The organism is Flavobacterium aureirubrum (assembly GCF_038739835.1).
Classification (GTDB): Bacteria; Bacteroidota; Bacteroidia; order Flavobacteriales; family Flavobacteriaceae; genus Flavobacterium; species Flavobacterium aureirubrum.
Window position 1 is genome coordinate 13,218 of the sequence record NZ_JBCGDO010000002.1, and the last position, 14,492, is coordinate 27,709.

General features: G+C 34.7%; 16 protein-coding genes. 5 read left to right on the forward strand and 11 right to left on the reverse strand.

Annotated features, from left to right (window positions below; all coding sequences use genetic code 11):
• Window positions 1–32: 32 nt before the first annotated feature.
• The 11 genes from WFZ85_RS02195 to hemA all read right to left on the reverse strand — a co-directional run bounded on the left by WFZ85_RS02195 (window position 33) and on the right by hemA (window position 9,358).
• Entirely contained in the window at window positions 33–503 is a 471-nt protein-coding gene (locus WFZ85_RS02195) for a methylated-DNA--[protein]-cysteine S-methyltransferase (RefSeq protein ID WP_342694651.1), read from the reverse strand.
• Window positions 504–559: 56 nt separating this feature from the next.
• A complete protein-coding gene (locus tag WFZ85_RS02200) occupies window positions 560–934 on the reverse strand; it encodes a c-type cytochrome (RefSeq protein ID WP_342694652.1) in 375 nt (124 codons plus the stop codon).
• A 124-nt stretch (window positions 935–1,058) separates the two neighbouring features.
• A complete protein-coding gene (hemB, locus tag WFZ85_RS02205) occupies window positions 1,059–2,057 on the reverse strand; it encodes a porphobilinogen synthase (RefSeq protein WP_342694653.1) in 999 nt (332 codons plus the stop codon).
• Between the two features lie 57 nt (window positions 2,058–2,114).
• On the reverse strand, window positions 2,115–3,029 hold the full coding sequence (gene hemF / locus WFZ85_RS02210) for an oxygen-dependent coproporphyrinogen oxidase (protein ID WP_342694654.1): 915 nt from the start codon (window positions 3,027–3,029) through the stop codon (window positions 2,115–2,117).
• 15 nt (window positions 3,030–3,044) lie between these two features.
• Window positions 3,045–3,329, reverse strand: a complete 285-nt coding sequence (locus tag WFZ85_RS02215) for a hypothetical protein (RefSeq protein WP_342694655.1) — start codon at window positions 3,327–3,329, stop codon at window positions 3,045–3,047.
• A gap of 47 nt (window positions 3,330–3,376) precedes the next feature.
• A complete protein-coding gene (locus WFZ85_RS02220; protein WP_342694656.1) occupies window positions 3,377–3,928 on the reverse strand; it encodes a hypothetical protein in 552 nt (183 codons plus the stop codon).
• A gap of 150 nt (window positions 3,929–4,078) precedes the next feature.
• On the reverse strand, window positions 4,079–5,104 hold the full coding sequence (gene hemE, locus WFZ85_RS02225; RefSeq protein WP_342694657.1) for a uroporphyrinogen decarboxylase: 1,026 nt from the start codon (window positions 5,102–5,104) through the stop codon (window positions 4,079–4,081).
• A gap of 2 nt (window positions 5,105–5,106) precedes the next feature.
• Window positions 5,107–6,465 (reverse strand): alpha/beta hydrolase-fold protein, encoded by a 1,359-nt coding sequence (locus WFZ85_RS02230; protein WP_342694658.1) that lies wholly within the window; start codon window positions 6,463–6,465, stop codon window positions 5,107–5,109.
• Window positions 6,466–6,476: 11 nt separating this feature from the next.
• Window positions 6,477–7,142, reverse strand: a complete 666-nt coding sequence (locus WFZ85_RS02235; protein WP_342694659.1) for a uroporphyrinogen-III synthase — start codon at window positions 7,140–7,142, stop codon at window positions 6,477–6,479.
• 34 nt (window positions 7,143–7,176) lie between these two features.
• Window positions 7,177–8,100, reverse strand: coding sequence for a hydroxymethylbilane synthase (gene hemC / locus WFZ85_RS02240; RefSeq protein WP_342694660.1), 924 nt, complete (start codon window positions 8,098–8,100; stop codon window positions 7,177–7,179).
• 1 nt (window position 8,101) lies between these two features.
• A complete protein-coding gene (gene hemA / locus WFZ85_RS02245) occupies window positions 8,102–9,358 on the reverse strand; it encodes a glutamyl-tRNA reductase (protein WP_342694661.1) in 1,257 nt (418 codons plus the stop codon).
• 229 nt (window positions 9,359–9,587) lie between these two features.
• Here hemA and WFZ85_RS02250 point away from each other — a divergent pair, with 229 nt between their 5' ends.
• The 5 genes from WFZ85_RS02250 (at window position 9,588) to WFZ85_RS02270 (ending at window position 14,473) form a co-directional block, all read left to right on the forward strand.
• Complete coding sequence (locus WFZ85_RS02250; protein WP_342694662.1) at window positions 9,588–10,460, forward strand: helix-turn-helix transcriptional regulator; 873 nt, start codon at window positions 9,588–9,590, stop codon at window positions 10,458–10,460.
• A 32-nt stretch (window positions 10,461–10,492) separates the two neighbouring features.
• Window positions 10,493–11,509 (forward strand): ferrochelatase, encoded by a 1,017-nt coding sequence (hemH, locus tag WFZ85_RS02255; RefSeq protein ID WP_342694663.1) that lies wholly within the window; start codon window positions 10,493–10,495, stop codon window positions 11,507–11,509.
• 79 nt (window positions 11,510–11,588) lie between these two features.
• Window positions 11,589–12,143 (forward strand): CopD family protein, encoded by a 555-nt coding sequence (locus WFZ85_RS02260; protein WP_342694664.1) that lies wholly within the window; start codon window positions 11,589–11,591, stop codon window positions 12,141–12,143.
• A gap of 75 nt (window positions 12,144–12,218) precedes the next feature.
• The gene (locus WFZ85_RS02265) at window positions 12,219–13,685 is read left to right on the forward strand and encodes a sensor histidine kinase (protein WP_342694665.1); all 1,467 of its coding nucleotides are present in this window, start codon (window positions 12,219–12,221) and stop codon (window positions 13,683–13,685) included.
• Between the two features lie 5 nt (window positions 13,686–13,690).
• Window positions 13,691–14,473: an enoyl-CoA hydratase/isomerase family protein gene (locus WFZ85_RS02270; protein ID WP_342694666.1), complete on the forward strand. Its 783-nt coding sequence runs from the start codon at window positions 13,691–13,693 to the stop codon at window positions 14,471–14,473.
• Window positions 14,474–14,492 lie beyond the last annotated feature (19 nt).

The window sequence follows — 14,492 nt, forward strand, 5'->3', positions numbered from 1 at the left end:
AGGAAATCTATTTGAATTATGAAAGAAAATTTTTAAAATAATGATTGTTGGATTGATGGCTTTTCGTGTTCTAGCAACCATTTTTTGCGCCACAAACCTCCAGCATATCCTGTAAGCGAACCATCAGTTCCAATTACGCGATGACACGGAACAACAATCCAAAGTGGATTTTTGCCATTAGCAGAAGCAACAGCACGTATGGCTTTTACATCACCGAGTTTTTTGGATAAATCGAGATATGAAATGGTTTTACCAAAAGGAATTTGGAGTAATTCTTGCCAAACCTTTTGCTGAAAATCGGTTCCTTTTGGGTTTAATTTTAAGTTGAAGTCTTGACGTTTTCCATCAAAATAGTCGCTTAGTTGTGCCACTGCTTCTTGTAATTCTAGTGGAATTGTTTTGGAAAGGTTACCTTCTGATAAAATGGCTATTTCTGCAATGCCGTTTTCATCGCCGACGATTTTGGTAATTCCAAGTGGTAAATTGATAAAGCAGGTTTTCATCCTATAAAATTTTTTTACCACAAAGTACACGAAGAAGGCGCAAGGTTCGCAAAGATTTATTTTGCAAAACTTAACATATACTCTTCCAATGCTTTTAGTTCTTCATCACTCATTTGCTTGGTGATGGCGAAGTTAGCTTTCATTACTTCATATTGGCTTGGATCAACGATGGGTTCGGCTTCTTCTTTTAGGAAAGAAACAATGCTGGCGTTTTTTTCTTTATAAATTTTGGCAATTTCGGTAATGCTTGGACCAATTACTTTTTGGTCGGGTAAATGACAAGCTGTACAAGTTCCTTTGCCTGAAAATAATTCTTCGCCCGAAACTGTAACCGAAGTTTCATCGTGTTTTGGCTGGTCTAAATTGGTTTCTGTTTCTTTTTTACACGACACCAATGTTGTAATTAAAGCGATTAGTAGGTATTTTTTCATGTTTATAAAAATTCAATTCTTTTACTTTTTAGCCCTGATGCAAGGGAAAAGCCTCGCCTTTTTTGGCGAGCTTTGGAAAGGCAGCAGGAAAATGGATTACTGATAAATCCCGAACGATTCGCTCCTATTTTTTGTTTAACAAAATGGCGGCTTCTTTGGCAAAATAAGTCGATATTAGGCTTGCTCCAGCGCGTTTGATGCACATTAATTGTTCCATCATGATTTTGTCATGGTCGAGCCAACCTCTTTCGGAAGCGGCTTTTATCATGGCATATTCGCCCGAAACATGGAAAACGGTAACGGGAACATTCACAGCGTTTTTGACTTCGCGAACGATGTCAAGATAAGCAATTCCTGGTTTTACCATGACCATATCGGCGCCTTCTTCTACATCCATTAACGCTTCTTTTATAGCTTCGATGCGGTTGGCGTAATCCATTTGGTAGGTTTTTTTATCTTTTGGAACGACAACGTCGGCTTCTCTTGGCGCGCTATCTAAAGCATCGCGAAATGGTCCGTAAAATGCCGAAGCGTATTTAGCAGAATAGCTCATAATTCCAACATTTGGAAATCCCGCAGCGTCTAGACCTTGACGCAAACGCAAAACTCTTCCGTCCATCATGTCGCTTGGTGCTACAAAATCGGCACCAGCTTGTGCGTGAGAAACAGCCATTTTTACTAAAGCTTCATTGGTTGCATCGTTGGCGATATCGCCGTTTTCAATAATTCCGTCGTGGCCGTAAATGGAATATGGATCAAGAGCAACATCTGGCATTACAATCATTTCTGGGCAAGCGGTTTTTATTGCTTTGATGGCGCGTTGCATCAATCCGTTGGGATTCCAAGCTTCTTTTCCGGTGTTGTCTTTTAGGCTTTCATCGACTTTTACATAAATGTTTACAGCGCGAATTCCTAAAGTGAAAAGTTCTTTAACTTCTTCGACAGTTAAATCTATTGAACGACGGAAAATTCCAGGCATTGATGGGATTTCAACTTTGTAATTTTCGCCTTCTGCGATGAACATTGGAAACATAAAATCGCTTGGACTTAATGTAGTTTCGCGAACTAAACTTCTTATGGATTCGTTTACTCTTAAACGACGATTTCTTTGTAATGGAAACATACTATTTTGTTTAAATTGTTTAAAAGTCTAAGGTTTAAAGTTGTTTTAACTTTGCGCTTAAACCCATTCAATTGGATTTTCTAATACTTTAATTAATTTTTCTTCTTCGCTACCAACTTCTGGATGATGGTCGTAAACCCATTGTACATGTGGTGGCAAAGACATTAATATGCTTTCAATTCGTCCGTTGGTTTTTAGTCCGAATAAAGTTCCTTTGTCGTGCACTAAATTGAATTCTACGTAACGACCACGACGGATTTCTTGCCACATACGTTGTGCGGCTGTGTATTCTAAATTTTTTCTTTTTTCTACAATTGGAACATAGGCTTCTAGAAAACTGTTGCCGACTTCGGTGACGAAATTGTACCAATCTTCCATTGACATTTCTTCCGTTTCTTTGCAATAATCGAAGAATAATCCGCCAAGTCCACGAGCTTCATTTCTGTGAGCGTTCCAAAAATAGGTATCGCATTGTTTTTTATATTTTGGATAAAACTCTGTCCCGAAGCGTCGGGAGTGTTTATCGCAAGCGGTTTTACACGTTTGATGAAAATGCTTTCCGTCTTCTTCAAATAAATAATATGGTGTTAAATCTTGTCCGCCACCAAACCAAGAATTGATTACGTTTCCGTTATCATCGTACATTTCAAAATATCTCCAATTGGCATGAACCGTTGGCACCATCGGACTTTTAGGATGAATTACCAAACTCAATCCGCAGGCAAAAAAATCAGCTTCACCAACGTTGAATAACTTTTGCATAGAATCGGGTAATTTTCCGTGAACTGCTGAGATGTTTACGCCGCCTTTTTCAAAAACATTTCCGTTTTCGATAACTCGCGTTCTTCCGCCACCGCCTTCTGGACGTTCCCAATTGTCTTCACGGAATTTGGCAACGCCATCGACTTCTTCTAGTTTGGAAGTGATTTGGTTTTGGAGGTTTTGGATGTATTTTAGGAATTTGTCTTTCATTTCAAATGTCAGTGTTTATAGGGTTTCCGCCGATGCGAAATTAGTTTCCGCCGAATAAAAATGTTCTTCCGCAGGCAATAAATTAATTTCCGCCGATACGAAGTTATTTTCCGTCGGGTAGAAATTGGTTTCCGTGAACCAAAATTGAGTTTCCGTCGGTTTGAATTTATTTTCCGTTAGTTCAAAATTACTTTCCGCCGATTGAAAATTAGATTCCTTCGACCAAAAATTAATTTCCGCAGGAAAGAATTGATTTTCCGCAGAATGGTTTTGGATATAGGAAAGGAATTTATTTTTCATATTGATGTTTCCTGCAAGGTTTTTAAAACCTTGTAGGTATTACTGTTTTATTCAAAAGTGTACTCTTCGGTTAACTTGTCTTTTCTTTGTTTATGATAAAAAATAAAATTTTCTTTGTCATCAAACAACTGCATTACTTCGTTTTTTTTAATCTTACTTTCTTTACTTGATAGTATAGCTTGATAGGAGGAAAATTTGTATTCTTCAAAATCCAAGCCTAAATGATGCGTTGGGTTTAAATGAACATATACTATTAAGCTTCTCAAATATTCCTCATTCTTTAATCGAATTCTTTTAAAATGTTTCTCAAAAAGACTTCCTGTTCTATTGTTTTGTTTGTTAAAAGCTTTAACATAAGAGTTAAAAAAATTTGAAAATAGTTGTGTTACTTGTTTTTCATCTTCGTCAATTCTTACAACAAAATGAAAATGATTGTCCATCAAACAATAGGCAAAAAATGAAACTTTATCGTTTGTATATTTATCCAATTGTTTTAAGAAAAAGGCTTTGTTTTCGTTACTGTTAAAAATAGTACAACCATTTATTCCTCTGTTGAAAATATGGTAGTAATGATTTTTTTCTAGTGACTCTAATTTCATTTTTACTTAGTGTTTTACTTATACCTACAAGGTTTTGAAAACCTTGCAGGATTATCAAAAAAGTTTTTTTCTAGTGACTCTAATTTCATTTTTTAATTGGTGTTTTACTTATACCTACAAGGTTTTGAAAACCTTGCAGGATAACTAAACTTACTTTTGATACTCCTTCACAGCTTCAATAAAAGCCTTTGCATGATCAACAGGAATATTTGGTAAAATTCCGTGGCCAAGGTTTACGATATAGTTGTCTTTTCCGAATTCGTCTATCATTTCGTGTACCATTTTTTTGATGGTTGGAATTGGCGAAAGTAATCGGCTTGGATCGAAATTTCCTTGCAGTGTGATTTTTCCACCTGTTAAATAACGAGCATTTCTGGCTGAACATGTCCAATCTACTCCAAGTGCTGATGCTTTGGATTTTGCCATATCATTTAAGGCAAACCAACATCCTTTTCCAAAAACAATCACTTTGGTATCTTCAGCTAATGCTTCTACTATTTGGTTAATGTACTGCCATGAAAATTCTTGATAATCAACTGGCGAAAGCATTCCGCCCCAAGAATCAAAAATTTGAACGGCATTGACACCTGCTTTTACTTTTTCCTTTAGATATAAAATCGTGGTATCTGTGATTTTTTGTAATAATGTATGTGCTGCCACTGGATTGGAGAAACAAAATCCTTTGGCTGTATCAAAACTTTTGGAACCTTTTCCTTCTACTGCGTAACAGAAAATTGTCCAAGGCGAACCTGCAAAACCAATCAACGGCACTTCATCGTTCAACATTTCTTTGGTTAATTTAATAGCGTCAAAAACATAGCCCAACGTTTCGTTTACATCTGGAACAAAAACTTGGTTTACTTGTTCCATGGTTCGAATTGGATTTGGAATTATTGGTCCCAAATTGTCTTTTAACTCCACATGAATTCCCATAGCACGAGGAACTACTAAAATATCTGAAAATAAAATAGCAGCATCTGGTTTTACAATTCGGATAGGTTGAACTGTAATTTCGGCAGCCAACTCCGGTGTTTCGCAACGAGTGAAAAAATCGTATTTGTCTCGCAATGCTCTGAATTCTGGTAAATATCTTCCGGCTTGACGCATCATCCAAACTGGTGGACGTTCTACGGTTTCGTTATTTAAGGCGCGAAGGAATAGATCGTTTTTTATCATTTTTATAATAGTATTTTTTTAATTAAAGAAGCATTTTTAATGAAATAAATGCCTTTTTGCAATTCATTGTTCAACGTATTGTAGCCATTATTTAATGTAATTTTATCGACCATTTTGCCATCAATCGAATAGATAAAAACTTCTTGACTAGTAGTTAATCCTTCCACAAAAAGTTGATTTGATAAGGTTTTATAAATGATTACGTTGTCATTTTGAAAAGAAGTGTTCGCTAAAGTTTCGTTTTGAAAAAGCCATAGATAAGCTGCTCCAAATTCGCCTCGCCAATAACTTTCTGTATGAGTTCCATAACTATCGTATTTAGTTAATGTGTTTGCTGTAGCTAACTGTTTGTTTTGAAAAGCATCTTTGACCTCATTGTTATTTGTTACCATAGTAGCAGACTCGTTTGAACCTGCAACAAAATACATTCTAGAATTGGAGTAGTTTTGTGTATTAGTAGCAATAAAATTTAACAACTGCGGTTTTGCAAACCAATATGCCGCGCTAAAATTTCCAATTTTTTGAAAAAGATTTGGATATTTTGCACCAATGTATGACGATATCAATGCTCCCATTGAACTTCCCATCAAAGCATTAAATTGAGGTTGCGGTTTTGTTCTATAGTTAGAATCAATGTAAGGTTTTAACGTTTCAGCAATGAACTGGCTATATAAGTCGCCTTGTCCTCCGCCATAAGCAGGATTGTTCCAAGGAGAATATTCGTTTAACCTTTCTGTACCGCCATTATCAATTCCAACTACAATAGCACCATAATTTCCTTGTTGAAATAATGTATTCAACGTTTCATCTACTTGCCATTCACCCGAAAATGACGTGGCATTATCAAAAATGTTTTGACCGTCTTGCATGTAAATTACTGGATATGTTTTAGTGGAAGTATAATAATCTGGTGGAAGATACAACCATATTTTGCGCGATCTATTGAGCTGTGGCATGAAAAAAGAAGTGCTTAGGATAGATACATTGCTTGCAGCAGTACTTGTAGATGCGCCTATATCTTCCCAACTTTGTATTGTTAGATTAATTGTTTGAGGGTTTCCTGTGAACGTGAAACTTCTATTAGGTAAAAATCCTCCGTTTGCATTTCCTTCAACGTTTGCCCAACTTCCACGAGTAAATTTATAACTCACCGTTCCAATTGCTTCAGGTATTTCTATTTGATATTGTCCGTTTCCTAAATTTTGCAATGCACTGCCTGCAGCATCCCAATTGTTTAAACTAGAAGGCATACAAATTGTTGCGTTTTGTGGCGTATTATTTGGAATTTGTGTAACTCTCAAAGTCACTTGCGAATAAGCGATGCTTCCAAATAAGAATAATAAATAAATACTTTTCTTCATTTTTAATTTTTTTAAAAATAATAAATTACGGCTTCGAGGACGTTTTCAACCGATGGCTTTTCTGCAATAATGATATTATTTATATTATTTTTTTCTAATGTTTCGGCGGTAGTATCACCGATACAGAAACAAAATTCATTTTTTATTGTGTTTAATTTCAAATAACTTTCAACTGCTGATGGACTGAAAAACAATATTCCATCTACCTTACTAGTAACTTTTTTAGAAGTGATGCTGGTTTCATAAACTTCGATTTCGTTGAATGCTATTCCGTTTTCTTTTAATGTATTTGGCAATATATCACGGCGTAAATTTCCACTGAAAAAAGTGTAGCTTTCTTTGTTGTAAATCAACGAAATAATCTCTGCCAAATCTGCTGCATAACCTGTGTAAGCTATGACGTTAAATCCGTTTTCTGCCAAAAGCTTCTTGGTTTTTAATCCAATGCAAAAAACATTTTTGCTTTTTAATTCGCTACAGTTTGGATTTTGTAAAACACTTTGAACGGCATTTTGACTAGTAAAAATTAAATTATCATTGATTTTTGATAACTCAAAATTTTTGATTTTAGTTGCGATAAAATCTTCCTCAATTACAACAAAATCTCTATCAAGTAAAAGTTGCTTTTGATTGGGTAAAAGCTTTTTGGTTGATACTATGTTGATTTGTTTCGTCATTGATTTTGGAACACAGGTTAAAAATTATAAAAATTTATTTTTTTAATACCTTTTTAATTTCTGCCATCAATGCTATTCCGCCATTGTTTAAAATTTCTTGCGCACAATTGAACCCAATTTTTTTCCATTCAGAAATGTCAACTGTTTTTTCAATTTCTAACTTTTGTTTGCCGTCAATTGATAGTAAAACACCTTTTAAATTTATGGTGTCGTCATTTTCATTATATTTTGCTAAAGCTCCAATTGGTGCTGTACATCCGCCTTCTAGAGTTTTTAAAAATTGTCTTTCGATAGAGGTGCAAATTTCGGTTTCTATATCATTTAATTGAGCAACAGCATCTATAGTATAATTATCATTTCCCATTGCCAAAACTACCATTGCACCTTGTGCTGGCGCTGGAATCATCCAATCTAAACTGATAAAATTTTCGGGTTTTAAATTAATTCTTTCCAATCCTGCTGCGGCAAAAACGGCTCCATTCCAGTGGTTATCGTTTAGTTTTTGCATTCTGGTGTTCACGTTTCCACGTAAATCAACCACAGTATGATTAGGGTATTTATTCCACCATTGCGCTTGACGCCGTAAACTTCCTGTTGCAACTGTAGCTTCTTTTTCTAGAAAATCAGTATTCCCTTTGTGAACTAAAATATCCAAAACATTGGCTCTTTCTAAAACTGCTGCTTGGATAATTCCTTGTGGCAATGCGGTTGGCACATCTTTCATAGAATGTACTGCAATATCCACTTGACCATTAATCATGGCAATGTCAAGGGTTTTGGTAAAAATTCCGGTGATGCCAAGTTCGTAAAGTGGCTTGTCAAGAATAATATCGCCTTGCGATTTTACAGCAATAATTTCGGTTTTATATCCTAAATCGTTTAGTTTTTTTTCAACTGTTTTAGCTTGCCAAAGTGCGAGTTCGCTATCGCGAGTTCCTATTCTGATTGTTTTGGCCATTTTATTTAGAAGAGGTTTCTAACTGAAAAACTTTCTCAATCCATTCTATGCTTTCATCAACTGTGGTGTTGTCATCTTTCAAATGATTGGCAAAATGATTGGTTATTTTCTGTATAATTCTGGCGCTGATTAACTCGGCTTGTTCTTCGTCAAAATTAGATAATTTTTTACGTTGCACGTTGAGTTCGCTTTCTTTGATGGTATTTAGTTTTTGTTTTAGCGCATGAATAGTTGGGGCAAATTTTCTTTGTTTAGTCCAAGCTATAAATTCGTCTTTTATTTCCTCGATAATGGCTTCTGCGGCTGGAATATGTTTCTTGCGATTTTCTAAAGTTTCGTCGGTCATTTGTGATAAATGATCCATGTGAACTAAGGTTACGCCTTCGATATTTTTAACATTTTCGTTGACATTTTTTGGAATAGATAAATCCAAAATCAGTAATGGTTTATTAAGATTCAAAATTGCTTTATCTACTGTGGGATTTTGTGCTCCTGTTGCTACTACTAATACATCAGCTTTTCGAATTTCGAGTTGTAAATCGGCGTAATCTTTGACAACAACATCCAATTTTCTGGCCAATTTTTCGGCTTTGTCTTTTGTACGATTGATTAAAGTGATTTGCTCGTGTTTAGTATGCTTTACTAAATTTTCACAAGTATTTCGTCCAATTTTTCCTGTTCCGAAAAGCAAAATGTTTTTATTGGCAATATCTTCTACGTTGTCAAAAATATAACGAACCGAGGCAAAAGAAACGGATGTTGCGCCTGAGGAAATTTCGGTTTCATTTTTAATTTTTTTACTAGCTTGAATTACCGCATTTACTAATCGTTCTAAAAATGCGTTTACTAAATTATGCGATTTACTTTCGGCGAAAGCCGATTTAATTTGACTAATAATTTCAAAATCACCTAAGATTTGACTGTCTAAGCCTGTTCCAACCCGAAACATATAGGAAACCGCTTCTTGATTTTTATAGATGTAAGCTACCTTTTGAAATTCCTCTACAGTACCGTTGCTATTATCACAAAGTAGCTTGATTAATTGAAAAGGATGTTGCGCAAAACCATAAATTTCAGTACGATTGCAAGTAGAAGTAACTATGAGCGACTCTATGCCTTCACTTTTAGCTTGCTCAAGAACAGTTGTTTTTGAATGATCATCTAAGCTAAACTTACCTCTAATATCGGCGTCGGCTTTTTTATAACTTAAACCAACAGCATAAAAAGTAGTATGCTTCGTAATGTTTCCGTTTTCCATATTTAGCACTTTCCCCAAAGAATTGACAAAGTTATTGCTAAGGTTATTACAAAAACAACGCTAAAAGAACTTTTTGTGTCGCTGTGAGATATTTTTTAAGGCAACCGCATTTGTATCGTTATTTCTTTTAATTTTGCACTAAATTCAGGTGGATTATTGGTTCTTATGTAGATTAATTCTAAATAAAGGTGCTTGTTTTTTAGTTTTACGTTTTTAAAAAAATATCGCTATGGGTTCAAAAGAAATAATTACGATTGATAATGATTTTACCCTAATTCGTTTGCAAAATGATTCGGAGGAAATCTCAACTTTCCAAAGTCCTGTAACTATGGGGTTAATCCAATTTCACTTTGGTTTAAAAGGAAGTGCAAAATTCATTTTTAACAATGGAAACTATACCTTGGATTTAAATGAAGAAAAATGTCTTTTATTTTACAATCCAGAAAAAGAACTACCACTACATGTTGAAATTGCACCAAAATCATGGTTGATTACAATTTTAGTTTCTATTAAAAAATTTCATGGATTATTTACTTCCGATGCAGAACATATTCCGTTTTTGAGCAAAGAAAACAAAGACAAAAAATATTATAACGAAAGTAATATCAGTCCATCCATGGCAATTGTTTTGAACCAAATGTTTCATTACAACTTAAATCCTTCAATTAAAAATTTATATTACAAGGGCAAAGGATATGAACTGTTGAGTTTATTTTTTAATAGAAATGAAGACCCAAATGCAGAGCAATGTCCGTTTTTATTAGACGAAGAAAATGTGTTAAAAATCAAAAAAGCAAAGGAAATTATTATTGCCAATATGGCTGAACCACCAAGTTTAGAAGCTTTAGCCAATCAAGTGGGATTGACTTTGAAAAAACTAAAAATGGGTTTCAAACAAATTTATGGTGATACAGTTTATGGTTTTTTATTTGACTACAAAATGGATTACGCCCGACAATTATTGGACTCGGGTTCATACAATGTAAATGAAGTGGGATTAAAAATTGGCTACAGTACAGGAAGTCATTTTATTGCGGCTTTCAAAAAGAAATTTGCCACAACACCAAAAAAATATTTGATGGCGATGAGCCAAAACAGTTAAATCGAAAAAGAAAATTACAAAAAATTGCAACAATGAAAGGAGTATTATTAGTAAATCTCGGGTCACCCGAAAGTCCAACAGCTAAAGATGTTAAACCGTATTTAGATGAATTTTTAATGGATAAATACGTAATTGACGTTCCGTTTTTATTACGTGCTTTGTTAGTTCGTGGTATTATTTTACAAACGCGACCAAAAAAATCTGCCGAAGCCTATAGCAGAATCTGGACCGATGAAGGTTCGCCGCTGATTGTCATTTCCAAAAAAATGCATAAAAAAGTGCAAAAATTGGTAGATATTCCTGTTGCTTTAGCAATGCGTTACGGAACGATGACTATCCAAAAAGGGTTGCAAGAGTTAAAAGACAAAGGCGTAACTGAGGTAATGCTTTTACCACTTTATCCGCAACATGCCATGGCATCTACAACAACTATTGTTGCGCTTGCTGAAGAATTACGCCAAAAGTATTTCACCGAAATGAAGTTTACTGTTGTGCCTGCTTTTTACAATAAAACTGATTACATCAAAGCGCTAGCCAATTCCATCAAAAAACATTTGGAAGGATTTGACTACGACCATTTATTATTTTCCTATCACGGCATTCCAAAACGTCATATCCGAAAAACAGACATTACCAAGTCACATTGCAAAATGGACAGAACCTGTTGCAGCACACCATCGCCTGCACATGAATTTTGCTACAGTCATCAATGTTATGAAACAACCAAGCAAGTGGTAGAAGCCCTAGGAATTCCCGAGGGAAAATACAGCCAAACATTTCAATCACGCTTGGCTGGCGATAAATGGTTAACACCTTATACTGATGTTGAAATCAACAAAATGCCAAATAAAGGAATTAAAAAATTAGCTGTTGTAACGCCAGCATTTGTTGCTGATTGTTTAGAAACTTTAGAGGAAATTGCCATGGAAGCTAATGAAGAGTTTTTACACCATGGTGGCGAAGAATTTATAGCCATTCCGTGTTTGAATGATGAAGACGAATGGTGTGGTGTGGTTGCGAATTGGGTGAAGGATTTTAAAAATAACTAATTTAGTTTACAGTCTCATTCACAGTAAACAGATGCGACGGAAAACTGAAAACTGAGAACTGAAAACTGAGAACTGAAAAATGGAACTCTACAATTACATAAAATCGCTTCATTTAATCTTTGTTATCACCTGGTTTGCCGGATTATTTTATATTGTTCGCTTGTTTGTCTATCAAATTGAAGCTAACGATAAACCATCACCAGAGAGAGAAATTTTATTAAACCAGTACAAAATAATGACCTATCGATTGTGGTATATCATTACTTGGCCAAGCGCCGTATTAGCAACAGTATTTGCTGTTTGGTTATTGATAATTATGCCAGCATGGTTGCAAATGCCGTGGATGCATGTTAAATTAGGTTTTGTTTTGGCGTTGTTTTTATATCATTTCAAATGCCATCAAATATACAGCCAATTGCAAAACGATAAATTCAACTACTCGTCAAACTATATGCGTTTATGGAATGAAGGTGCGACAATTATCCTCTTTGCTGTGGTTTTTTTAGTAATTTTAAAAAATGCTTTCAATTGGATTTATGGAGTCATCGGGATTTTTTTATTTTCGGTTTTAATTATGTTAGGGTTCAAGTTTTATAAAAGAATTCGTGAAAAAAATAACCACAAAGAAGACTAAGAAGGCACCAAGAACACAAAGAAAAATAGTGAACTTTGTGATTGCTTATTGAACTTCGTGGTTAAATAAATTATAATGCTAAGAAACTTCAAAATGTCAATGCTTTCACTTCGAATTAGGATTTTCCTATCGATGATTATATTGATATTAATTGCTTCAATTTTGATGGCTTCTATTTCGATTATTCAATTTAAAAACGAAGCCAAAGATTACCATCAAGAACGATTAGATAGAAAAGAATTTGCCATAAAAGAACACAGCAACTATGTACTTTCTACCACAACTTATCCGTTAACGCCTGATAATCTAAAACTCATCTTTAAAGATAAAATTCATGAATTAGCCGATATTCATAATGTGGAAATCAACATTTATTCACTCGAAGGGAAATTATTGAAATCTTCAAAAGCCAAATTTTCTGTCGATAAAGTGGCGCCACCAATTCCAAATTACATTTTAAAGCTAGTTCAATCATCAGTAGAAAAAAGGTACGTCGACATAAAAAATATTGATGGTGTTAAGAACCGCTCTTCCTACAGTTTAATTAAAGACGATAAGTTCAAACCACTTGGCATTTTAAATATTCCATACGCAGAAGATGACGGCTTTTATGAAACGGAACTACGACAATTTCTTTTGCGATTAAGCCAAGTCTATTCTTTTATGCTGATTATTGCCTTTGCTTTGGCCTATTTCCTTTCTAGTTATATTACCAAATCGTTGAAAACCATTTCAGATAAAATCAATGAAACAAGTTTGAACCAAAAAAACGAAAAGATTGTCATCGAAGCCAATAGTCGGGAAATAAATTCGTTGATTAGTGCTTACAATCAAATGGTAGATAAACTTGAAGAAAGTGCGACAATGCTAGCACAAAGTGAACGAGAGCAAGCGTGGCGCGAAATGGCAAAACAAGTAGCACATGAAATTAAAAATCCCTTAACACCAATGCGTTTGACGGTACAAAGTTTTCAACGGAAATTTGACGGTAATGATCCCAATTTGAAACAAAAATTAGACGATTATTCCAAAACGTTGATACAGCAAATTGACACCATGACTTCGGTAGCATCAGCATTTTCGAATTTTGCTTCGATGCCAGCACAGCAAAATGAGACATTAAATGTTGTTGAAGTTGTAGAATTTTCTTTGGATATTTTCAACGAAGATTTTATCCAATTTAAAAGTCAAAAAGAGGAAATTGTTGCCGTTTTAGATAGAACACAACTCATTAGAATTATTACCAATTTGGTTAAAAACGCTAGTCAATCTATTCCCGAAGAACAAGATTTAAAAGTAGTTTTGGTTTCGGTTAAAGAAAAAGAAACGATGGTAGAAATTACAGTTACAGATAACGGAATTGGAATTGAAGCAATCAATAGAGAGAAAATTTTTGAACCAAAATTCACTACCAAAAACAGTGGCATGGGATTAGGTTTAGGAATTATAAAAAATATTATCGAAAATTATAAAGGAACGATTACATTTGAAACTGAACCAGGAAAAGGAACAACTTTTACCGTTTCTTTACCAAAAAAATAACAATCATGAACTTCGAAAACATATTAATTACCACCGAAAACGGAATTGGACAAATTACAATTAATCGTCCATCAAAATTAAACGCATTAAATGTTGCAACTATAAAAGAGCTACACGATGCATTTGAAAACCTTGAAAAAGACGACAATATTCGTGTAATAATCATTACTGGCGAAGGCGAAAAAGCATTTGTTGCTGGAGCTGATATTTCAGAATTTGCTAATTTTTCAGTCGAAGAAGGCGCACAATTAGCCGCACAAGGACAAGAATTATTGTTTGATTTTGTAGAAAATTTAAAAACGCCAGTCATCGCAGCCGTAAATGGTTTTGCGCTTGGTGGCGGATTAGAATTGGCAATGGCTTGTCATTTCAGAATTGCTTCCGATAACGCGAAAATGGGTTTGCCTGAAGTTTCACTCGGTGTTATTCCTGGTTATGGTGGAACGCAACGTTTACCTCAACTAGTTGGAAAAGGTCGCGCTATGGAATTAGTGATGACCGCAGGAATGATTGATGCCGAAACCGCAAAGACCTATGGATTAGTAAACCACGTTGTTCCACAAGCCGAATTAATTGACTTTACAAAAGCGATCGCCTCTAAAATTATGCGTAATTCTCCAGTAGCTATTGGATTTGCAATAAAAGCAATAAACGCCAATTTCAAAGACAGTATTGATGGTTATAAAACTGAAATTAAAAACTTTGGAAAATGCTTCGGTACTGAAGATTTTAAAGAAGGGACAACTGCTTTTTTAGAAAAAAGAAAAGCTAGTTTTAAAGGGAAATAAAAATTAGTGTTCAGTAACT

Coding starts and splice junctions, on each gene's coding strand:
- WFZ85_RS02195 (WP_342694651.1), bottom strand. CDS start 503: ATGAAAACCTGCTTTATCAATTTACCACTTGGAATTACCAAAATCGTC.
- WFZ85_RS02200 (WP_342694652.1), bottom strand. CDS start 934: ATGAAAAAATACCTACTAATCGCTTTAATTACAACATTGGTGTCGTGT.
- hemB (WP_342694653.1), bottom strand. CDS start 2,057: ATGTTTCCATTACAAAGAAATCGTCGTTTAAGAGTAAACGAATCCATA.
- hemF (WP_342694654.1), bottom strand. CDS start 3,029: ATGAAAGACAAATTCCTAAAATACATCCAAAACCTCCAAAACCAAATC.
- WFZ85_RS02215 (WP_342694655.1), bottom strand. CDS start 3,329: ATGAAAAATAAATTCCTTTCCTATATCCAAAACCATTCTGCGGAAAAT.
- WFZ85_RS02220 (WP_342694656.1), bottom strand. CDS start 3,928: ATGAAATTAGAGTCACTAGAAAAAAATCATTACTACCATATTTTCAAC.
- hemE (WP_342694657.1), bottom strand. CDS start 5,104: ATGATAAAAAACGATCTATTCCTTCGCGCCTTAAATAACGAAACCGTA.
- WFZ85_RS02230 (WP_342694658.1), bottom strand. CDS start 6,465: ATGAAGAAAAGTATTTATTTATTATTCTTATTTGGAAGCATCGCTTAT.
- WFZ85_RS02235 (WP_342694659.1), bottom strand. CDS start 7,142: ATGACGAAACAAATCAACATAGTATCAACCAAAAAGCTTTTACCCAAT.
- hemC (WP_342694660.1), bottom strand. CDS start 8,100: ATGGCCAAAACAATCAGAATAGGAACTCGCGATAGCGAACTCGCACTT.
- hemA (WP_342694661.1), bottom strand. CDS start 9,358: ATGGAAAACGGAAACATTACGAAGCATACTACTTTTTATGCTGTTGGT.
- WFZ85_RS02250 (WP_342694662.1), top strand. CDS start 9,588: ATGGGTTCAAAAGAAATAATTACGATTGATAATGATTTTACCCTAATT.
- hemH (WP_342694663.1), top strand. CDS start 10,493: ATGAAAGGAGTATTATTAGTAAATCTCGGGTCACCCGAAAGTCCAACA.
- WFZ85_RS02260 (WP_342694664.1), top strand. CDS start 11,589: ATGGAACTCTACAATTACATAAAATCGCTTCATTTAATCTTTGTTATC.
- WFZ85_RS02265 (WP_342694665.1), top strand. CDS start 12,219: ATGCTAAGAAACTTCAAAATGTCAATGCTTTCACTTCGAATTAGGATT.
- WFZ85_RS02270 (WP_342694666.1), top strand. CDS start 13,691: ATGAACTTCGAAAACATATTAATTACCACCGAAAACGGAATTGGACAA.